Source organism: Symbiobacterium thermophilum IAM 14863, from assembly GCF_000009905.1.
GTDB classification, from domain to species: Bacteria; Bacillota; Sulfobacillia; order Symbiobacteriales; family Symbiobacteriaceae; genus Symbiobacterium; species Symbiobacterium thermophilum.
The window spans coordinates 2,907,883-2,927,061 of sequence record NC_006177.1 but is presented as its reverse complement, the minus strand read 5'-3'; the positions used below and the strand labels follow the sequence as shown (position 1 = coordinate 2,927,061).

General features: G+C 61.6%; 13 protein-coding genes. 11 read left to right on the top strand and 2 right to left on the bottom strand.

Features of this window, described 5'->3' with window-relative positions; genetic code table 11:
• The first annotated feature begins 74 nt into the window (after window positions 1-74).
• Entirely contained in the window at window positions 75-1,337 is a 1,263-nt protein-coding gene (gene ltrA / locus STH_RS13495) for a group II intron reverse transcriptase/maturase (protein ID WP_011196845.1), read from the top strand.
• Window positions 1,338-1,391: 54 nt separating this feature from the next.
• Here ltrA and STH_RS13490 read toward each other — a convergent pair whose 3' ends face one another.
• On the bottom strand, window positions 1,392-1,967 hold the full coding sequence (locus tag STH_RS13490; RefSeq protein ID WP_043714161.1) for an ECF transporter S component: 576 nt from the start codon (window positions 1,965-1,967) through the stop codon (window positions 1,392-1,394).
• 615 nt (window positions 1,968-2,582) lie between these two features.
• Here STH_RS13490 and STH_RS13485 point away from each other — a divergent pair.
• The 7 genes from STH_RS13485 (at window position 2,583) to STH_RS18130 (ending at window position 13,993) form a co-directional block, all read left to right on the top strand.
• Window positions 2,583-4,394, top strand: coding sequence for an ABC transporter ATP-binding protein (locus STH_RS13485; RefSeq protein WP_011196843.1), 1,812 nt, complete (start codon window positions 2,583-2,585; stop codon window positions 4,392-4,394).
• Window positions 4,395-4,400: 6 nt separating this feature from the next.
• Window positions 4,401-6,194, top strand: a complete 1,794-nt coding sequence (locus STH_RS13480; RefSeq protein ID WP_148205688.1) for an ABC transporter ATP-binding protein — start codon at window positions 4,401-4,403, stop codon at window positions 6,192-6,194.
• A 1,124-nt stretch (window positions 6,195-7,318) separates the two neighbouring features.
• Window positions 7,319-7,933 (top strand): DUF6431 domain-containing protein, encoded by a 615-nt coding sequence (locus STH_RS13475; protein ID WP_011196840.1) that lies wholly within the window; start codon window positions 7,319-7,321, stop codon window positions 7,931-7,933.
• Window positions 7,934-8,013: 80 nt separating this feature from the next.
• Window positions 8,014-9,402, top strand: a complete 1,389-nt coding sequence (locus STH_RS13470) for a DDE-type integrase/transposase/recombinase (RefSeq protein ID WP_011196839.1) — start codon at window positions 8,014-8,016, stop codon at window positions 9,400-9,402.
• Complete coding sequence (locus STH_RS13465) at window positions 9,403-10,239, top strand: ExeA family protein (protein WP_011196390.1); 837 nt, start codon at window positions 9,403-9,405, stop codon at window positions 10,237-10,239.
• Between the two features lie 1,439 nt (window positions 10,240-11,678).
• Window positions 11,679-13,007, top strand: coding sequence for a sugar transferase (locus tag STH_RS18135; RefSeq protein WP_083766122.1), 1,329 nt, complete (start codon window positions 11,679-11,681; stop codon window positions 13,005-13,007).
• On the top strand, window positions 13,004-13,993 hold the full coding sequence (locus STH_RS18130; RefSeq protein WP_242654545.1) for an NAD-dependent epimerase/dehydratase family protein: 990 nt from the start codon (window positions 13,004-13,006) through the stop codon (window positions 13,991-13,993). The genes STH_RS18135 and STH_RS18130 overlap by 4 nt, the downstream gene beginning before the upstream one ends.
• A gap of 20 nt (window positions 13,994-14,013) precedes the next feature.
• On the opposite strand, the gene STH_RS13455 is transcribed toward STH_RS18130, so the two are convergent.
• Window positions 14,014-15,624, bottom strand: coding sequence for a transposase (locus STH_RS13455; RefSeq protein WP_043713007.1), 1,611 nt, complete (start codon window positions 15,622-15,624; stop codon window positions 14,014-14,016).
• A 189-nt stretch (window positions 15,625-15,813) separates the two neighbouring features.
• On the opposite strand from STH_RS13455, the gene galU reads away from it, so the two are divergent.
• The 3 genes from galU to galE all read left to right on the top strand — a co-directional run bounded on the left by galU (window position 15,814) and on the right by galE (window position 18,901).
• Window positions 15,814-16,695, top strand: a complete 882-nt coding sequence (gene galU, locus STH_RS13450; protein ID WP_043714159.1) for a UTP--glucose-1-phosphate uridylyltransferase GalU — start codon at window positions 15,814-15,816, stop codon at window positions 16,693-16,695.
• Between the two features lie 105 nt (window positions 16,696-16,800).
• Window positions 16,801-17,886 (top strand): glycosyltransferase family 4 protein, encoded by a 1,086-nt coding sequence (locus STH_RS19995; RefSeq protein ID WP_011196833.1) that lies wholly within the window; start codon window positions 16,801-16,803, stop codon window positions 17,884-17,886.
• Between the two features lie 16 nt (window positions 17,887-17,902).
• Window positions 17,903-18,901, top strand: coding sequence for a UDP-glucose 4-epimerase GalE (galE, locus tag STH_RS17505; protein ID WP_050742294.1), 999 nt, complete (start codon window positions 17,903-17,905; stop codon window positions 18,899-18,901).
• The last annotated feature ends 278 nt before the right edge of the window (window positions 18,902-19,179 follow it).

Sequence of the window (19,179 nt, the reverse complement as noted above, 5' to 3'; positions counted from 1 at the left end):
AACGACTTCCGGGTCCGGCGCATGCGTCTGCTCGTCGATCCCACCGGCAGCACCAGGTGGTGGCCAGGGAGAACATGCTGGCCGCCCTGAAACGGGTGGAGCGGAACGGAGGCGCCCCAGGCGAGGACGGTGTCCCCACCGAACGGCTGCGGGACCAGATCCGCTCGGAGTGGGAGCGCATCCGTGAGGAACTGCTCCGGGGGACCTACAGACCGCAGCCAGTCCGCCGGGTCGAAATCCCGAAACCGGGCGGCGGCAAGCGGATGTTGGGTATTCCCACCGTGATGGACCGCCTGATCCAGCAGGCACTCCTGCAAGTACTGACGCCGATCTTTGACCCGACATTCTCCGAATCCAGCTACGGCTTTCGGCCGGGGCGGCGGGGTCATGATGCGGTCAGGAAGGCACGTCAGTACGTGGAGGAAGGGTACGACTGGGTCGTGGACATGGACCTGGAGAAGTTCTTCGACCGGGTCAACCACGACGTGCTGATGGCCCGCGTGGCGCGGCGGGTAACGGATAAGCGTGTGCTGCGGCTGATCCGGCGGTACTTACAGGCCGGGGTCATGCTGAACGGGGTAGTCGTGGCGACGGAGGAAGGGACGCCGCAGGGCGGTCCGCTGAGTCCGCTGCTGGCGAACATCCTGCTGGATGACCTCGACAAGGAGCTGGAGCGCCGTGGCCACCACTTTGTCCGGTACGCCGATGACTGCAACATCTACGTCCGCAGCAAGCGGGCGGGAGAACGGGTCTACAGGAGCGTGCGCCACTTCCTGCAGGAGCGGTTACGGCTGAAGGTCAACGAGGAGAAGAGCGCAGTGGACCGGCCGTGGAAGCGGCAGTTCCTCGGGTTTAGCTTCTACAAGCACCGGGGAGTGCGCATCCGGCTGGCCCCGAAGAGCCTGAAGCGCGTGAAGGACAAGCTCCGCACGCTGACGGACCGCAACCGCAGCCAGAGCATGGAGGACCGAATCCGGCGCCTGAATGCTTACTTGCGGGGCTGGGTTGGGTACTATGCGCTCTCCGATGCCAGGTCAGCCTTTGAAAGACTCGAAGGATGGCTGAAGCGTCGGCTGCGAGCATGCGTATGGAAGCAGTGGAAGCGTGTACGCACGCGCTTTCGGGAGTTGCGCGCCCTCGGTTTGCCCGAATGGGTAGTCCACCAACTCGCCAACAGCCGCAAAGGCCCGTGGCGGATGGCAGGTGGCCCACTAAACAGCGCCCTGGGCGACGCCTACTGGCGTGCCCAGGGGCTGATAAGCCTGACCGAATGTTATGAAGCGACTCGTCAATCCTGGCGAACCGCCGGATGCGGACCCGCATGTCCGGTGGTGTGAGAGGACGGGGGCTAGCCGCCCCCTCCTACTCGATCGATCGCATCCACTGTTGTGTTATGCCACCCGATCCGCCGCACGGCCGAGCAGGAAGGGCTCCAGCCGCCGGTAGAAGGCCAGGCTGATGCTGGTGGAGAGCATGCCCTTGAACAGGTTGAACGGGGTCGACAGCGTTAGCGCGCCGACCCAGGCTGCGGTGCCCTGCATGCCCCACAGCGGGTAGATGAAGAGCGCGTTCGCAGGGATCAGGATGGCCGCCATGATCACCGTGCCGATGACCGCGGAGAGGAAGGTCCAGATCCAGTGCTTCAGGCCCGCCCGATCAAACAGCCGGTGCGAGACCCCCGCGGCAATGACCAGGGCCGAGCCGGCCGTGAAGTTGGCCAGTCCGCCGATCCAGCCCGTGCTGCCCTTGCCGGACAGGATGAACAGGCCGACCTTGATGCCCTGAATGGCTACACCGGCTGCCGGCCCCAGCGTGTACGTGGCCACGATCGCCGGGATGTCGCCCGGGTCGTAGCGCAGGAACTCGGCGAAAGGCGGTACGTAGATCTCGCCGAAGAACATGAGCAGGAAGGCCAGGGCGCCCAGCATGCCGATCATGACCAGCCGGTGCAGTCGTTCGTTGCGCATCTCCCATCCACTCCTTCTTGATGTGCGCCTGGAGGGCCACAACCCGCCCCCGCCCCGGGGCAAACAAGAACACCCCGGAGGCCTTCCGGGGTGTGGGTTGCGGGCACAGCAAGAAAGAGCCTCCCCGCGCGCGCGGGGCTGCCTCTCTCGCCTTCTCCCATCCGGACTGTACCGTCGGCCCCGGGATCTCACCGGAGTCTGCACCCGTGCCGCCCTGAGGCCGCACGGGGCTCGCGGCGCTCGTCTCCTCCGCCCCGCGGGGAGCATCACCGCCGGTCGGGAATTGGCGGCAGTGCCGCCTCACCCTGCCCTGAAGGCGCTCTTTGGTTCGTATGATACCACGATCACGATGTCCATGCAACCTGAGGGACGTGCCGGGGACAGACGATACCTGAACGCATCGTGGGTGCCGATCGGCTGGCCAATGTGCCAAGGACTGGTCGTGGACTCCCTTGCGGGGCACTTCATCTACGCAACATTCAGCTGTGTGTGTTATTCATATTGCCCAGCATTCTCCCAGGGGGCTATACTAAGACTGTGCAGAGTAGGTGGCACTCAACCTTAGGTGATAGTTTCTCCTAGGTGTATTCAACCCCTATTTGAGGTGAGCGGCCCATGCAGATCCTGAAGCGGCTCTGGCCCCTGTACCGACCGGGGCTGCCGCTCGTCGTGCTCAGCCTGACCCAGATCGCGCTGGTTTCGTTGCTGGGCACGGCGCAGCCGCAGATCATCCGGTTCGTCACCGACCTGGTCCTGGAGAACGGCGAGTGGCAGTATCTGGTGCCCGGGGCCCTGGCCGTGATCGCCGTGGCCGTGGTGCAGGGCGGGCTGCGCTTCGGCCAGCGATACACGATGGAGATCGTCTCCACCCGGGTCGTCGCCCAGTTGCGGGCGCAGGTCTACAGCCACCTGCAGCGGCTTTCCTGGGCCTTCTACGACCGGGCGCAGACCGGCGAGCTGATGTCCCGGGTGACGGCCGACGTCGACGCGGTGCGGATGGCCGCCGGCATGGCTCTGGTCAATGGGCTGACGCACCTGGGCACCATCGTCGCGGTGGTGGTCGCCATGTTCCTCATGGACTGGCGGCTGGCCATCGTGTCGCTGCTCTTCCTGCCGCTCCTGGTCCACGCCATCGCCCGATTCCAGGCGGGATCGCGGGCCGCCTGGAGCGACGTCCAGGCCCGGACGGCGGAGCTTTCGGCCTCACTGCAGGAGAACATCGCCGGCGTGCGGGTGGTCAAGGCCTTCGCCCGGGAGGAGGGGGAGATCGCCCGGTTCCGGACCGCCAACGACGCCTTCCAGGCGGCGAACCTGCGGGCGATCCGGGTCAGCGCCTTCTGGACCAACTACATGAACTTCCTCACCGCCGTCGGCGCGGTCGCGGTGCTCTGGTACGGCGGCCGCCGGGCGATGACCGGGGCCATCTCGGTGGGCACGCTGGTTGCCTTCAACGCCTACGTGACCCAGCTGGCCGGCCCGGTGCGGATGCTGGGAATGGCGATCTCCCATTTCACCCGTGCCGCCGCGAGCCTGCAGCGGATCTACGCCCTGCTGGATACGCCCGTGGAGGTCGCCGACCGGCCGGGTGCCAGGGACTTGGAGGCGGTGGTGGCGGAGCAGGGCACGACGGCGGCTGCGCCGGATGGGGCGGATCCGGCCGGAGGCGACGGCACCCGCCGCGTCGCCGGGCGGGTCACCTTCGAGGACGTCTCCTTCCGCTACCCCGGCGGCGAGGCGGTGCTGCAGGACATCCACCTCGACGTCGCCCCCGGCATGAAGGTGGCGGTGCTGGGGCTCACCGGCTCCGGCAAGTCCACCCTGCTCCACCTGATCCCCCGCTTCTACGATCCCACCGCGGGGCGGGTGCTGATCGACGGCGTCGACGTGCGGGACGTGACGCTTGCGTCGCTCCGGCGGCAGATCGCGATCGTGCCGCAGGAGACCTTCCTCTTCTCGGCCACGCTCCGGGAGAACATCGCCTACGGCCGGCCCGACGCCACCCAGGAGGAGATCGAGGCGGCGGCCCGGGCGGCGCAGATCCACGACTTCATCCTGAGCCTGCCCCAGGGCTACGACACGGTGGTGGGCGAGCGGGGCGTGGGGCTCTCCGGCGGACAGAAGCAGCGCATCGCCATCGCCCGGGCCCTGCTCACCGACGCCCCGATCCTCCTCCTGGACGAGTCCACCTCCGCGGTGGACGTGGCCACGGAGCGTCACATCCAGAAGGCCCTGGACCGGCTGATGAGCGGCCGGACCACCTTCATCATCGCCTCGCGCCTCTCCACGGTCATGAAAGCCGACCTGGTGCTGGTGCTGGAGGACGGCCGTATCGCCGCCCGAGGCACCCATGAGGAGCTCATCCGGCGGGACGGGCTCTACCGGCGGATCTACGAACTTCAGCTCCGGCCCGTCGAGGAGGTGGTCTAGGTGGCGATGCGCGGCGGCCCCGGCGCCTTCCGGCTCGACGACTACGACGTGAAGCTGAGCCAGGTGGATCCCCGGATCTACCGGCTGCTCGGCACCCTGATCCGCCCGTACGTGCCCAAGCTGGCCGCGGGCGTCCTGCTCATGGTGGCCACCGCCCTCACCGGGCTGGTAGGTCCGTACCTCACGCAGGTGGCGATCGACCGCTTCGTCGCCGAGCGCGACCCCGCGGGACTCGACCTGGTGGCCCTGGCCTTCCTGGCGACCGCCCTGCTCAACTGGTGGTCCAGTTACGGGCAGACGTACATCGTCTCCTACGTGGGCCAGTCCATCATCTACGATCTGCGGGACCGGATGTTCCGCCACCTGCAGCGGCTCTCCTTCCGGTTCTTCGACTCCATGGCCACCGGACGCATCATGTCCCGGCTGATGTCCGACGTGGACGCGATCAACCAGCTGGTCTCCTCGGGCCTGGTGAGCCTGTTCGCCGACTCTATGGTGCTGGTCACCATCATGGGCACGATGCTCTGGATGAACTGGCGGCTGGCCCTGGTCTCCTTCATCACCATCCCGACCCTGCTGCTGGTGCTGCGGCTTTTCCGGGGCTGGATGCGGGATGCCTTCATGGCCCAGCGCCGGCGGGCGGCGGACATGAACGCCCACCTGGCGGAGGCCATCGCCGGCATCCGGGTCACGCAGGCGTACGTGCGGGAGGCCCGCAACCAGGCGCAGTTCGACGGCATCAACGAGCGGCTGCGGCAGGCCAACCTGGGGGCCGTGCGGGTCTGGGCGACGATGATGCCCTCGATTGAGGTGGTGTCGGCCTTCGGCGTGACGCTGGTGCTCTGGTACGGCGGCATCCTGCTCCGGGGCGGCACCGCGGACGTGACCGTGGGCCAGGTCGCGGCCTTCATCCTCTACCTGAACCGGTTCTTTCAGCCCATCCGCGACCTGTCGCAGGTGTTCAACGTCTTTCAGGCAGCGGTGGTCTCGGCCGAGCGGGTCGCCGAGCTGCTGGATCAGCAGCCGGAGATCGTGGACCGGCCCGGCGCCCGCGACCTGCCCCGGGTCGCCGGCCGGGTGGAGTTCCGGGACGTGGTGTTCGGGTACGAGCCGGGCCAGGTGGTGCTGAAGGGGATCAATCTGCGGGCGGAGCCGGGGGAGACCATCGCCCTGGTGGGGCCGACCGGCGCAGGGAAGTCGTCGGTCATCAACCTGCTCGCCCGGTTCTACGAGCCGCAGGAGGGGCAGGTGCTGGTGGACGGGGTGGATCTCAGCACCGTGACGCAGCGGTCCTGGCGGTCGCAGCTGGGCATCGTGCTGCAGGACACCTTCCTGTTCTCGGGCACGATCCGGGACAACATCCGCTATGGCCGGCCTGACGCCACCGACGAGGAGGTGGAGGCCGCCGCCCGCGCGGTGGGCGCCCACGACTTCATCGTGCGGCTGGAGAAGGGGTACGACACGGAGGTGCACGAGCGGGGGGCGAAGTTGTCGGTGGGTCAGCGGCAGCTGATCGCTTTCGCCCGGGCCTTGTGCGCCGACCCGGCGGTGCTGATCCTGGACGAGGCGACGTCGAACATCGACACGCACACGGAGGCGGTGATCCAGGAGGCCCTGCAGACCCTGCTCCGGGGCCGGACGGCGTTCGTCATCGCTCACCGGCTGTCCACGATTCGGTCCGCGGACCGGATCTACTACATCGAGGACGGACAGGTGGTGGAGCAGGGGCGGCACGCGGAGTTGCTCGCCCTGGGGGGGAGGTATGCGAGGATGTATCGGGGGCAGTGGGAGGGGGAGTGAAGGAGACCGCCGACCGAGCGGGAGGGGCACGCGCCTGGGAAACGATCCCGGGCGCGTTGTTTCGTGTTATTTCCGAGGTGCTTAGTGCCCAAGTCCAGGAGGCCCGGACCAGACTTACACGTTCACGGGCACGATCACCCGGAGGGGCGGGGCTCATGCGGACGTGGCCAAGAGCGACTTGCGCGTTTTCCATTAATCAGGCAGATCCTCGCAGGTTGTTCACGCGGGACCTGGACGGCAGGTACACGGGTCAGTTGTCCTGGCCGGGGGCGGAACTGTAGTATGTGGATGCTTTGGAGGCAGACGACAAGGTGTACGACCTGCCGCTTATCAATTACGCCGTGAACATCCATGACCAGACGACAGGGTTCCACATCGTGCTGCCGGAGAACTGGCCGGCCCTGGTTCACCGGGCGGTGGCTCCTGCCCGATATATTGGCCCTGTGACGGTCATCAGCCTGAGGGGCGGCAACAAGAACTTGCGTGAGGCCGTGCACATCGACGAGTCCGGGAAGGCGGTCCCGGCCGGGCCAGTCATCGTGTCGGGAAGAAACGTCTCTCGTGAACTCCCTTCGGCCTGGGCAACGGGAGAATCCAGGCCCTGGGGCTGGTCACGGGATGCACGGAGACCACCTACGCCCCGCTGGACGACGCCACACGCCTGTGGGCGGTAGGCGGGCTGAAGCGGCTGCTGGGGGTACTAAGCGAGATAAAGATTGGAACAGCCACGCCGGGATGGCGAGGGCTGTTGGAGGGCGAGGCATGGGCGGCTGTATTGGGACGGAAGGTGGACCGTCATAGAGAGTTCACGGAAAAGAAAACGCGGATAAGGGGCAAATAAGAACCTTCTCTCCGTGGGATTCGTTGGACTAGCCGATTTAGCAGCATTTATTGTTAACCAGACGTTAAAATCAGCGTCCGTGTTGTTGCCCGGATTATTTGTCAACATGTGCTGAGCATCGTGCGCTTGTGTAGGACAGAGAATATTGAAGATAGAATTATCAGGAGAGGGGCTGTCCTCTCCGTTTTCGTACGACAGGGGACAAATATGAGAGCCTGCCCAGGCCTGTGACTTGGCGGTCCACCTGGGCAGGCTCTCCCCACAGGGCGGAGTGCACCTGTGTATGTGTATCTTACTTCCCCTGGGTCAGAACGTCCAGACCTATCTTCGCAAATATGGCACTTGCGGGCCGGACCTGCCCCTGCACTGCCCAGGTTGCGGTGGTCGAATGCGGCGGCATGGGCGGTACTGGCGCTGGGTCTTTACTGCGCACCAGAAGGCGTACATCCCGATCTACCGCTGGTGGTGTCCAGGGTGCCGTAAGACGTGCGCCATCTTGCCTGACTTTCTGAAACCGTACGCCCGATTCATCACGCTGGTGCGAGAAGCCGTGGTTCGCGGGCGGGTGCGGCGGGGGCTGCCCTGGAGCACCCTGGCCCGGCGACTGAGCAGCCCGACGGTCAGCTGGCTCTCGGAGAAGACGCTCAGACGCTGGCTTGTCAGGGCGAGAGCGCTGGCCGGAGAGTGGAGCCAGTACCTTGCCGAACGGGTTCTGCGCTTCTGGCCGGACACAGACCTCGATGCCCTCACCCCCCGGCGGGAAGGTCCGGACGCCACGCTCCACTTCCTGCTGGATGTGGGGGACTGGTACCGCCGTCAGATGGGGCGGCGGCCGGAGGAACACGGCGGAGTGTTTGCTGCGCTGAACCGGCTGGGTGAAGGCACGGCTTCCCTCTAGCACACCACAGAGTCTGTCCGTCGCCTTCCCGCAGGCTGGCGTGCCACAATGGCGCCAACTTGGCAAGGGAGGGACTCACCATGGACGAACAGCAGCGCGACGAGATTGCCGCTTTTCGGTGGCAGCTCATCGCACCGGTTGTGGCGGAGGATGTGACCCGGCTCGAACGGCGGCGGATTCTGCAGCAAATCGCCCGCCAGCACCACCAGATTCCGCACAGCGACAAGACCCGGGTCAGCGTTCGCACCTTGGAGCGTTGGATCGCCGCCTACCGGCAGGCCGGCTTCGACGGGCTGAAACCCAAGGTGCGGGACGACGCCCGCAAGGGCCGTGTCATCACACCGGAGATTCTGGAGCACGCCATCGCTGCCAGGCGGGAAGTGCCGGAGCGCAGCGTGCAGCAGATCATTGACACCCTGGAGAAGGCCGGCGTAGTTCCACCGGGGCTGCTCCGGCGATCCACCCTGTCGCAGCATCTGGTGCGGGCGGGCTACAGCCGCAAGGCTATGCTCAGCCGCAAGCGCAGGGCGACCTTCCGGCGCTTTGAAGCGGCCCACCGCAACGACTGCTGGCAGGGCGACGTGTGTCATCTCCTGAACCTGCCGCATCCGGACAGGCCCGGCAAGACCCGTAAGGTCTACCTCATCGCCTTCATCGACGACTACAGCCGCATCGTCTACGGGCAGATGTACTGGGAGGAGAAACTGCCCCGCCTGGAGGACTGCCTGAAACGCACCATCCTGCGCTACGGTCTCCCCCGTCGTATCTACGTGGACAACGGGGCGATCTATTCCGCCCGGCACCTGGCGCGCATCTGCGGCCGACTGGGCATCCGCCTCACCCATTCCCGGCCATATCGACCGCAGGGGCGAGGGAAGATCGAGCGTTTCTTCCTTACCGTACAGAAGAGCTTTCTGCCGGAGGCACAGCAACTCATCGCCGCCGGCCAGCTTGCGACCCTGGAGCAGCTCAACGAGCTGTTCTGGGCCTGGCTGGAGGTGGCGTACCACAACCGGGTGCACGGCGTGACCAAGCAGACGCCGCGGCAGCGGTTTGAGGGCGACACGGAGCCGCTGCGGCGAATTGACCCCAGTGCACTCCGTGAGGTCTTCCTCTGGGAGGAGGAGCGCGTGGTGGACCAGACGGGCTGCTTTTCGCTCTACCGCAACCAATACGAGGTCGACCCGGCCCTGGCCCGCCGGAAGGTCACGCTTCGCTACGACCCGTACGACCTCAGCCAGATCCAGGTCTGGCACGAGGGGAAGCGCTTTGCCGACGCGGTCCCGCTAAAGCTGCACCGTACCCGGCACCGGTCGGTATCCCCCGCACCCGAACCAGCTGCGGCAGCACCCAAGACCGGCCTGAACTTCCTCACGCTGGCCAAGAAGCAGCATGACACCGAAAGGCGGAGGCGGCTGGGTGAGACCGCTTACACCCGGCTGACGCAGCCGAAGGGGGGCCAGAACTGAGTGCTGGCCGAGTTCTTTGGCTTTCGCGTCCTGCCCTTCAGCAAGGAGATCCCGACCACCGACCTGTTTCCGTGTGCACAGCACCAGGAGCTGCTGGCCAGGCTCCAGTACTGCGTGCGCCACCGGGCGTTCGGCCTCATCACCGGTGAGGTGGGATCCGGCAAGACCACTGCGATCCGTACCCTGTACGACCTGCTGGATCGCAGCCGGAATCCGTTTGTCTACATTGCCGACTCCAAGCTCACGCCCACGGCCTTTTACCGCGACGTGCTCACCCAGCTCGGTGTCGCCGCACCCTACCACTTCCTGAGCCGAGAGGCCCGCCGGCTGTTTGAGCAGACCATCCTGGACGGCTACCGGCTGCACGGGCTGCAGCCCGTCATCGTCTTGGACGAGGCCCATCTGCTGCCGCACGCCATGCTGCAGGAAGTGCGGTTCCTGCTCAACTTCCACCTGGATTCGGCCTGTCCCATGACCTTTCTGCTGGTGGGCCAGTCCGAACTGCGCGGCATGCTCCGCCTGCGCACCTTCGAAGCCATCGCCCAGCGCGTTCAGGTGCGGTACCATCTGGGGCCGCTGAGCGAGGAAGAAAGCGTCGCGTACATCCGGCACCATCTGCGCCGGACGGGCGTCGACCACGACATCTTCTCGGAACAGGCGCTGCAGAAGATCGCCGCCGAGTCCCGCGGGCTTCCCCGGGTCATTAACACACTCTGCACCAACTGCCTGCTGGACGCCTGCTCCCGTGAACAGCGCTTTGTGGACGAGGCCAATGTCGACCGGGTTCTGTTTGAGCTGCAGGATCTGCAGACCGCCAAGGGCAGCAGCCCGTGGTAATGGAGGGATGACTCGTGCTGGCCTCACTGCGAGCGACCGTGCTGCCTCAGTTTACGGTTGAGGTCTACTTCGATTGTGAGCCGGACTGCCGGACGCACCCACGTTACGTACTCGTGCTCCGGGATGGAACGGCTGGTGCCGTCGAGCTGGAGTTCGCCAGCGCCCGAGATCTTCGTGCATTCCTCGCCAGGAGCCGCCAGGCACTCACGGAGTGCCGGAGGACGGCACGGATTCACCGCAGCCCAAGCAAACGGGTCGCATCCGGAACTGTACAAGCTACACTGTTCTAAGCTCAGCAGGGGCGGCCGGCTGGCCGGCCGCCCCCGACCCTGGCGACAAACCAACGCGTCAGTTGACGAACGACACTGTCGCCAGTCAAGTCACTGCCAAATAGCGCGGGCAACAACAATGCGATAGCAGAAGGACAATGCTAGCCAAGACCGAAAATAGTATAAGGTGCCACTATCGAGGATGCGTCGAGAGGGCCCCAGATGATCGACTTGCACGCCCACGTGCCACCCGGATTCGACGATGGGCTCGCTACCCTAGCGGAAGCGCGGGCGGTTGTGTGTAGTAAGGAAGGCAGGGCGTCCAGGTTGTGGTGGTCGCCACCATACTGTTGACGACCGTTACAATATCTCACGCGATGCTCTCCTTCGGGGGCGCTAGGCACTCACGGCCGCATCGTTCGCGGAGGACCTGTCATTCGTATGTGGCCAGCATGGAGGTCGACGTCTCCTTTGGTCTGCTCTGTGCTGTGCACCGAAGTCAGGTGGAAACGTTGAACCATGAGCCGTACCTGGTGGTGGGGATGCCACACCGTTCTCCGGAACCGGGGCTGGGAGTCGATTTGGAGGGGTGTCCTATCTAGTGTTGATCGATGCACACCTCTTGGAACTGTCCATACAGACGAGCCTCAACGTAGCTGCGAAAACTAGGTTCCGCGAGACCCGCCCGTCTACTGAGTGCTGTAAACTCGGTCTTCCACTGAGTACAGGATGTGTGACCAAGGAGCACTGGGCCATGCGCTCGGTTTCAGTAATCGTTGCAGGTTTGGGTCACCGGGTTCTCGTCGCTGTAGTCTACTAGTGCGTTTCAGTTATCTGTACCCAGCCCAGCCGCAGCGCGACCTGGGGCCGGGCTGGGGTTACTCATGCACTGTAGTAGGAAAAGGAACTTAGACGACCAGGAACTTCACCTGCGAGAGTGATCCCAAGACTGATTTCGGGTGTGGCGTGCAAGTTCCTGATCGTGGTTTTTCTATGTTAGCAAGGGCGGTTTTTGGCTACGACGGATATTACGTTGATGGCAGGAAGTGGCTGGACAACTGGGTGGTTCACAGTCAGTGGCTCTTAGGCAAGTTTCTTCTTTGTTGAACGGGAGTGACGGCTGTGCCTGGACAAGGTGGTTCATGGCTCTGGGGTGCCCTTGTAGACATCATGCTGCTTGTCGCAGCTCTCGCAGGAGCTATGGTCTGGCGAGTTGGGTGGCCTCCACCTGAGACGAACCTGCAGTCCCTGTTAGTCGTCGCACCTATAACGTTCATGGCTTTACCATTTGTTTTTTTCGGGTTCGGTCTATATCTTAGGAAGCCTGCTCGATCCATTGTGCGGTCAGCGCTATTCGCAGAGAGTGCGTTGTTTCTCGTGGCACTTGCGGCTGCGTTCTGGTTTAGGGGTTTCTCGTCCCCTAGGTCGGTCTTGGTTGTAGGATTCTTGATTCATTTTATCGCGGTGATCGGGTGGCGGTGGGGACTGCAGAAAACCAAGCATGCCCGGGCGTCGCGGGTCACGGTGGTTGCGACTAGGGACGAAGCCGTAGCGGTTGTTGAGAAGCTACTATATGAGCCTTCGGGCTGGTATGAAATCGTCCGTGTCATAGAGCCGGGCCAACTCCTTGCAGAAGGGGATGTTGCCCTGGTTGGGTCTGATATGGTGGTGGCTGGGCCGTCTATTGTGGGGAGAACGAGGCTTGTGTTGTTGGAGACGGCTGTGCGCGCTGGGGCCAGGGTATTCATTATGCCCGAGCTGAGTGACATTCTCATGGTAGGGTCGGTTGCCGGCCAGATCGGAGATGCTCCGGTGTTCGAGATACGGCCTCTTATGTTAACCGGTCGTCAACTGGTCGGAAAGCGCGTCCTTGACCTTTCCCTGTCCATCCCCTTGCTCATCATGTTACTGCCCGTGATGGCAGCGGTGGCTCTTGCGATAAAGCTTTTCTCTCCCGGGCCGGTCTTCTTCACCCAGAAGCGCGTCGGGCTCAATGGCAAGGAGTTTGTCTTGTACAAGTTCCGTACCATGGTGGTTGACGCCGAAAAGCGAACGGGACCAGTTCTGGCTACGGCCAACGATCCTCGGATCACTCCGATCGGGGAATTCTTGCGGGCAACTCGTTTGGATGAGCTACCTCAACTGATCAACGTCGTGCGGGGCGAGATGAGTTTGGTAGGTCCGCGACCAGAACGTCCCTATTTCGTAGATCAATTTTGCCGTGAACTGCCAGATTATGATCTGCGCCACCTGACTCCTCCCGGGATTACGGGGCTAGCGCAAGTAATGGGCAGGTACTATACGAGCGCGCAGGACAAGCTGCGATTCGATCTGTATTATATACGCCACTATTCGATTTGGCTCGACCTTAAGATCCTGTTGTTGACGCTACAAGCCGTCATTTCTAGGGAAAGTGCAACTGGAGTTGAGGCTAGCCCAACGCCACAGCGGATGAGAGCCGAGCGACTGGTGTTGGACCGTTCGGGGCGTGTACCGTGATTGTCAAGTATGGTCTCGGTATGGGGTGTGTGATGAGGACTGTTCTTATTACAGGCGGAGCTGGGTTCGTTGGTTCACATGTAGTTGAGCGGTTTCTAGCTGAAGGCCTTCGGGTCGTTGTGGTGGACAATCTGACTACCGGTGTTCGTGAGCACGTACCTCCAGGTGCAGAGTTCCATAATATCGATATCCTGACCCCTGAGTTTACTTCATTGGTTGGGAAAGTAAAGCCCGATACCATTGTACATCTAGCCGCCCAGGTGAGCGTGGCGGTATCGGTCAGAGATCCCGTGTTGGATGCGGATGTAAACGTAGGTGGTACACTGCGTGTTCTTGAAGCGGCGCGGGAACACCAGGTGCCGAACTTTGTCTTTTCCTCCTCAGCAGCCGTTTATGGAATACCTAGTTCACTCCCTGTTACGGAGGACGCTCCGTTCAGCCCCTTAAGCCCCTACGGAATAGCTAAGGTAGCGGCCGAAGGGTATATCCGAGCGTACTGTTTCTTGCATGGATTGAAAGCTGTCGTGATGCGGTATTCAAACGTATTTGGTCCACGCCAAAAGGCGGCTGGCGACGGCGGAGTCGTGGCCAACTTTGTTGAGGCAATCTTGCGAGGTCATCCACCGGTCTTCTTCGGAGATGGTGGGCAGACGCGTGACTTCATTTACGTGAAGGATGTCGCTGATGCTACCCTGAAAGCGATCGACTACCTTGATAAGTCGGGCACATCGGAGTACCTCGTTGTAAACATAAGCAGCGGTGTTGAAACCAGTCTGCGTACGCTTTATACCCTCCTTTGTGAGCTTGTGAAGCAGGCCCCGGAACCCATTCTTACACCTCCAAGAGAAGGGGACATTCGGCACAGTTGTCTTGACAACCGAAAAGCACGTGAGTACCTAGGTTGGTTGCCCGGATACTCACTGGAACAAGGGATCCTGGAGACCGTGACTGCTGCGCGGCTCGCAGGGCAGGGAGCGAGGTTGTGACTGGGCATGCCGCATCTAGCTCAAGTTTCACGCGAACAACTCGACATTCGTGGTGTTAAAAGGGCGTATGGGTAGGGAGTGGCCCGGTTCAGGGTAATCTCAGCTCCAGCCAGGGGAGTACCCCGGCTGAACACCAACCGCAGCGTGTCGCCGAGGCACCGAATGGTTGCTCGGCACCGGGCCGCTACTCGTACCAAGAGTCGACTCCCCGCCTCGGCCAGTTTGGGCGAGTTCGTGCTCAGAAACCGCCAAGCCCAGCGCACCAGGTTGAAGGCGAACAAGACCAGCTGCGTGAAGGCGGCGTTGGCCTCATACTTCCGCAGCCGAGGAGTACCAAAGTGGAACGTTCCCTTCCACTCCTGGAACCCGGCTTCGATGGTCTGCCGTCCATGGTAGAGCTTGACGACCTCTGTCGTGGTGAGCTCCTCAGGCTGGAGCGTAGTCAGGATGACGCTGCGGACCTCCCGGCCATCGGCGTCCCAGCGGCGCATGGCGACCAGGCGCACCGGATATGGTGCGAGCAAAGTGGGGCCAGGTACGGTAACGGCTTCGGAGGCAAACCGGTTCTTCTCGACTTCAACCCAGTTCTCTGCCGGTACAGCGTCGAAGAGGTGCTTGTAGGCGACGTTGCTCCCGGAGTAGGACTTGATGGTGAACTCATACCCCAGTTCCAGCAGGCGCTGGATCACTTCCGGCGTGCCAAAGGCGCTGTCAGCTCGCAGCAGAATACGGAGGGGAGCCAGGTTCGTCCGATTCTCCTGCCGGTACTGCCGGAGTCGCTGGTTCACTTCACGGAGGTGCTGAACCTCCTCCTGGAACTCACGCTGCAGCTTCTGCTTCCGGCGGGCGCTGCCCTTGCCTGATACCGTCTGCAGTTGCTGATACAGCTGCCTGACCCGAGCCTTCTGCTGAGCCAGGCATGCCTCGACCCATTCGACTCGCCGCAGGGGACGACCAATCCGGGCTTCGATCCTGGGAATCAGTTCGAGCAGGCAGGCGCCGGAACGGCTGTTGGCCTTGCCGGACTTGAGAAGGCCGTCGATGGCAAAGCGCTGCTGCTTCCCGCTGAGGAAGGCGGCTGCGATCTGATAGCCTCGGGCCAACTTCCCCTGGATGTAGCCGAAGTCGGTACCGGTGTACTGCCTGGTCTCGCCCCGAACCTTCTGGCCGGTGAGGTCAATGTCGACGATGACCATTCCGGAGCGGTCTGGACCTGCTACGGCAGCCACCTCCTGCTGAAGCAGCGGGGCCTGGATCTCAGCGAGTGCGTCGGAAAGCTGCTGAACGTTCTCCTCCGTCAGCTTGCTGAAGGTCGCACAGACGGTGGAAAAGTGAGCAAAGCGTTCCTGCCCCCAGGCTTGAGCTACGGCAGGATCGGCAACCAGCGGCTCAGGATCGAAGTTGAGATCCTTCATGTAGCGACAGTTGCCGAGAATGGCAACCAACGCCTCGACCACCTTGTCAACCGGCGTGTGGGCGTAGGTCTTCTGCTTGATGCGCAGGTGCCGATTCAGGATCTCAACCAGGTTGAGCCTTTGAGCTACCCAGCCAAGAGCGACGAGAAAACCATGTCGGGTGGTGGACTTGATGGCTTGCGCAGCGATGTTGGGTGTCGTACCATGAGACTGCATCAGTCGAACCTCCACATGGTGGTTTAAGAGGGGCAAATCCCACCATGTATCATTTGGTTCAGACTGATGCTTTTTCAATGGGTTTCCATTGCACGAAGTCCGGGTTATTCACGCGAAACTTGAGCTAGGACCACCATCACGGTAAGCGAGACGGGTAGAGTTAGTCTGGTCATAAGGAGGCGAATTGTGATGCGGGTTCGGAAGGCTGTGATCCCCGCTGCGGGTTTGGGTACGCGATTCCTGCCGGCGACCAAGGCGCAACCGAAGGAGATGCTTCCACTCGTGGACAAGCCGATCATTCAGTACGTAGTGGAAGAGGCGGTGGCTTCCGGGATCGAGGATATCATTATTGTTACCAGCCGGGGAAAGCGTGCAATTGAGGACCACTTCGACCGGAATCTGGAGTTGGAACTAATGCTGGAGGGACGCAACGGTGAACTACTGGCCGCTGTGAGGCGACTGAGCGATATGGCCGATATCCACTTCATCCGGCAGAAGCAGCCTATGGGGCTTGGGCACGCGGTGTACCAGGCGCGCAGGCACGTGGGTAATGAACCATTCGCAGTACTTCTGGGGGACGAGGTTTTCATCGGTGCCACCCCCTGCTTGAAGCAGTTGATCGACACATATGAGGAGACGGGAGGCTCGGTGATCGCGGTGCGGCCTGTACCCCTGGAGGAGGTATCGCGTTATGGCGTGATCGCACCTGAGCCAGCGGGTGAGCGGCTCCATCGTGCCGTCGACTTGGTAGAGAAGCCTTCGGTGACGAAGGCGCCGTCGAATCTGGCCATCGTCGGGCGTTATGTACTGGATCCAGCGATTTTCGAGATACTGTCAGATCTGCCGCCGGGGCGGAATGGTGAGATTCAACTGACGGACGGTCTGCGGGAACTGAACCGGTTCTCTCAGGTGTATGCCTACGAGCCAGCGGTCAAGCGGTACGACGTAGGCGAGAAGCTTGGGTTCATTCAGGCAACCATTGAATTGGCGCTGGAGCGCAACGAATTGGCTGATGGGCTTCGGGTATACCTAGAGGATCTCGTGGCAGGCCGCCCAACTGCAAATACGTAACTGCTGAGCTGGGTTTCTGGGATGTGTCGGCCGTAACTTGGCCCTCGACTGCCATGGATTGATAGCCTACTAGACTGGCATCGCGTCGGAGGGGAAGTAGATGAAATGAGAATCTTATACGTGATAACACTGGCAGAGAAAGGTGGGGCCCAAGTTCACCTGCTTGACCTCTTGCGCAACTTTTCCCGTACAGCAGAGGTGCACTTGGCCGTAGGCGAGCGCGGGTTCTTAACGGATGAGGCGGCACGGTTAGGAATACCAATTCATTTGATCGAGGGCTTGGTTCGTCCGGTGAACCCTGCCAAGGATTTTCTTGCAGCACGCGCGCTAGTACGGTTATTGCGTCGAATAAGACCGGATCTACTTCATGCTCATTCATCGAAGGCTGGTCAGGTGGGGAGACTTGCGGCGAGGTTAGCTGGTGTCCCGGCAGTATACACAGTCCATGGATGGGCGTTTGCAGATGGGGTACCCCTTTGGCGCAGATGTGTCGCGCTCCCGGCAGAACGCCTGGCGGCACACTGGTCCAGGTATATGATTACCGTTTCAGACGCCGACAGGTTACTTGCTAGTCGATATCGATTTCCGACAGACAGGATGTTTGTTGTTCATAACGGTGTTCCTGACGTGGTCCAACGGGCTCAAGTGGGGAGGGCCGACTTACCTCCTCACATCGTCATGGTAGCTAGGTTCGCCCCGCAAAAGGATCAAGCTCTACTACTAAAGGCACTTTCGAGAGTCAATGTGCCTTTCACACTTTCGTTTGTTGGGGAGGGTGAAACACAAAGGGAACACCGACAACTGGCCCATCAACTTGGAATGATGGACCGTGTACGATTCCTAGGAAGCCGCCATGACATCGCGGACATACTAGCGGATGCCCAGATCTTTGTTCTCACCTCGAACTGGGAAGGGTTTCCTATAACGATTCTAGAGGCCATGCGTGCGGGCTTACCGGTTATTGCCTCGGATGTGGGCGGAGTGAGGGAAGCGGTACTGCATGGCAGAACGGGATACCTCGTTGCCAGGGGCGATGTAGATGCGCTGCAACGGTACCTAACTACTCTTCTAACGGATCCACAGTTACGGGAGAAACTGGGGAATGAGGCTCGCAAAACGTATGAGCAGAGATTTACACTAGATCGAATGCTCGATCAGACGAGACGCATATACGAGTTGATAATCTCTTAGCTAGTAGGTGATTTTTGTGAGGGTCTTGGTGGTTGGTGGAGCTGGATACGTCGGCAGTCATGTTGTTCGGGCGCTGTTGGAGGCAGGTCATGAACCGGTTGTTTATGATAATCTCTCGACTGGACACATGGAGGCGGTATGCGATAGCGAAGTCATAATTGGCGATGTTGGTGATCGCGACAAACTGCGGACAGTGTTGCAGGCACGGCGCTTCGATGGGGTCGTTCACTTGGCGGCCGCCAGCTTAGTGGCGGAGTCCATGCGGGAACCCTCGGTCTATTTTCGCAACAACGTGAGCGCTAGTATTGTGCTGTTTGATGAGCTGATTAGAGCTGACGTACCATGGGTAGTCCTCTCCTCTACCGCAGCGGTATACGGAGAGCCTGAGGTGGTTCCCATTCCGGAAGAGCATCCCACCAGACCGACTAATCCTTATGGTGAATCGAAGTTGATGTTGGAGCGAATATTGAAGTGGTATGATGTGGCATATGGCTTCAAGCACATATCGCTCCGATACTTTAACGCTGCCGGTGCTCACCCGTCAGGACAGATTGGAGAAGACCACATGCCAGAGACGCACCTCATCCCCATCGTCTTGCAGGTCGCTCTCGGCTTACGGGATTTCGTAACTGTGTTTGGCATTGACTATCCCACTCCGGATGGTTCTGCCGTTCGGGACTATGTTCATGTTTGTGATCTGGCCGATGCCCATGTGCGAGCTATCACCAGACTCTGTGCGACTGGGACCAGTAGCGTCTATAACCTTGGTAGTGCGCGCGGGTACTCGGTTCGTGAGATTGTTGACGTGGCTCAGCAGGTTGTGGGGATGCCGATTAAGTCTGTGGTCGCCGACCGGCGGGCAGGTGACCCTCCTATTCTTGTGGCTGACAATCGAAAGGCGCTAAGCGAGTTGCAGTGGATGCCGCAGTTTGACTTGGAGGCGATTGTTGAGACTGCTTGGCGGTGGCATCGCGACCACCCTCAGGGTTATGGAAATAGGAGATCATCGATTTGATGCTGTATGGTAGCCCGGTGGGAAGGGCATCCCTGGGAGGATAACCGGAAACGTTATGATAAGGGGGCACCCTCGGGAGTCACGAATTGGGGCCATCCGCCTGGCAACAGGGACCAACCAGAAGTGGTGCGAGTAACAGAAGTCTGTACAAAGATGCAGGGCAGTCAGATGTGTCAAGTGGAAACTCTGCCGACACATGAAGCGTTACAATATCGAAGCGAGATGAACTGAGTCGCCTGTGGCATGAGAATCGTCGTTTGCGAGAGCGCGAGACAGTT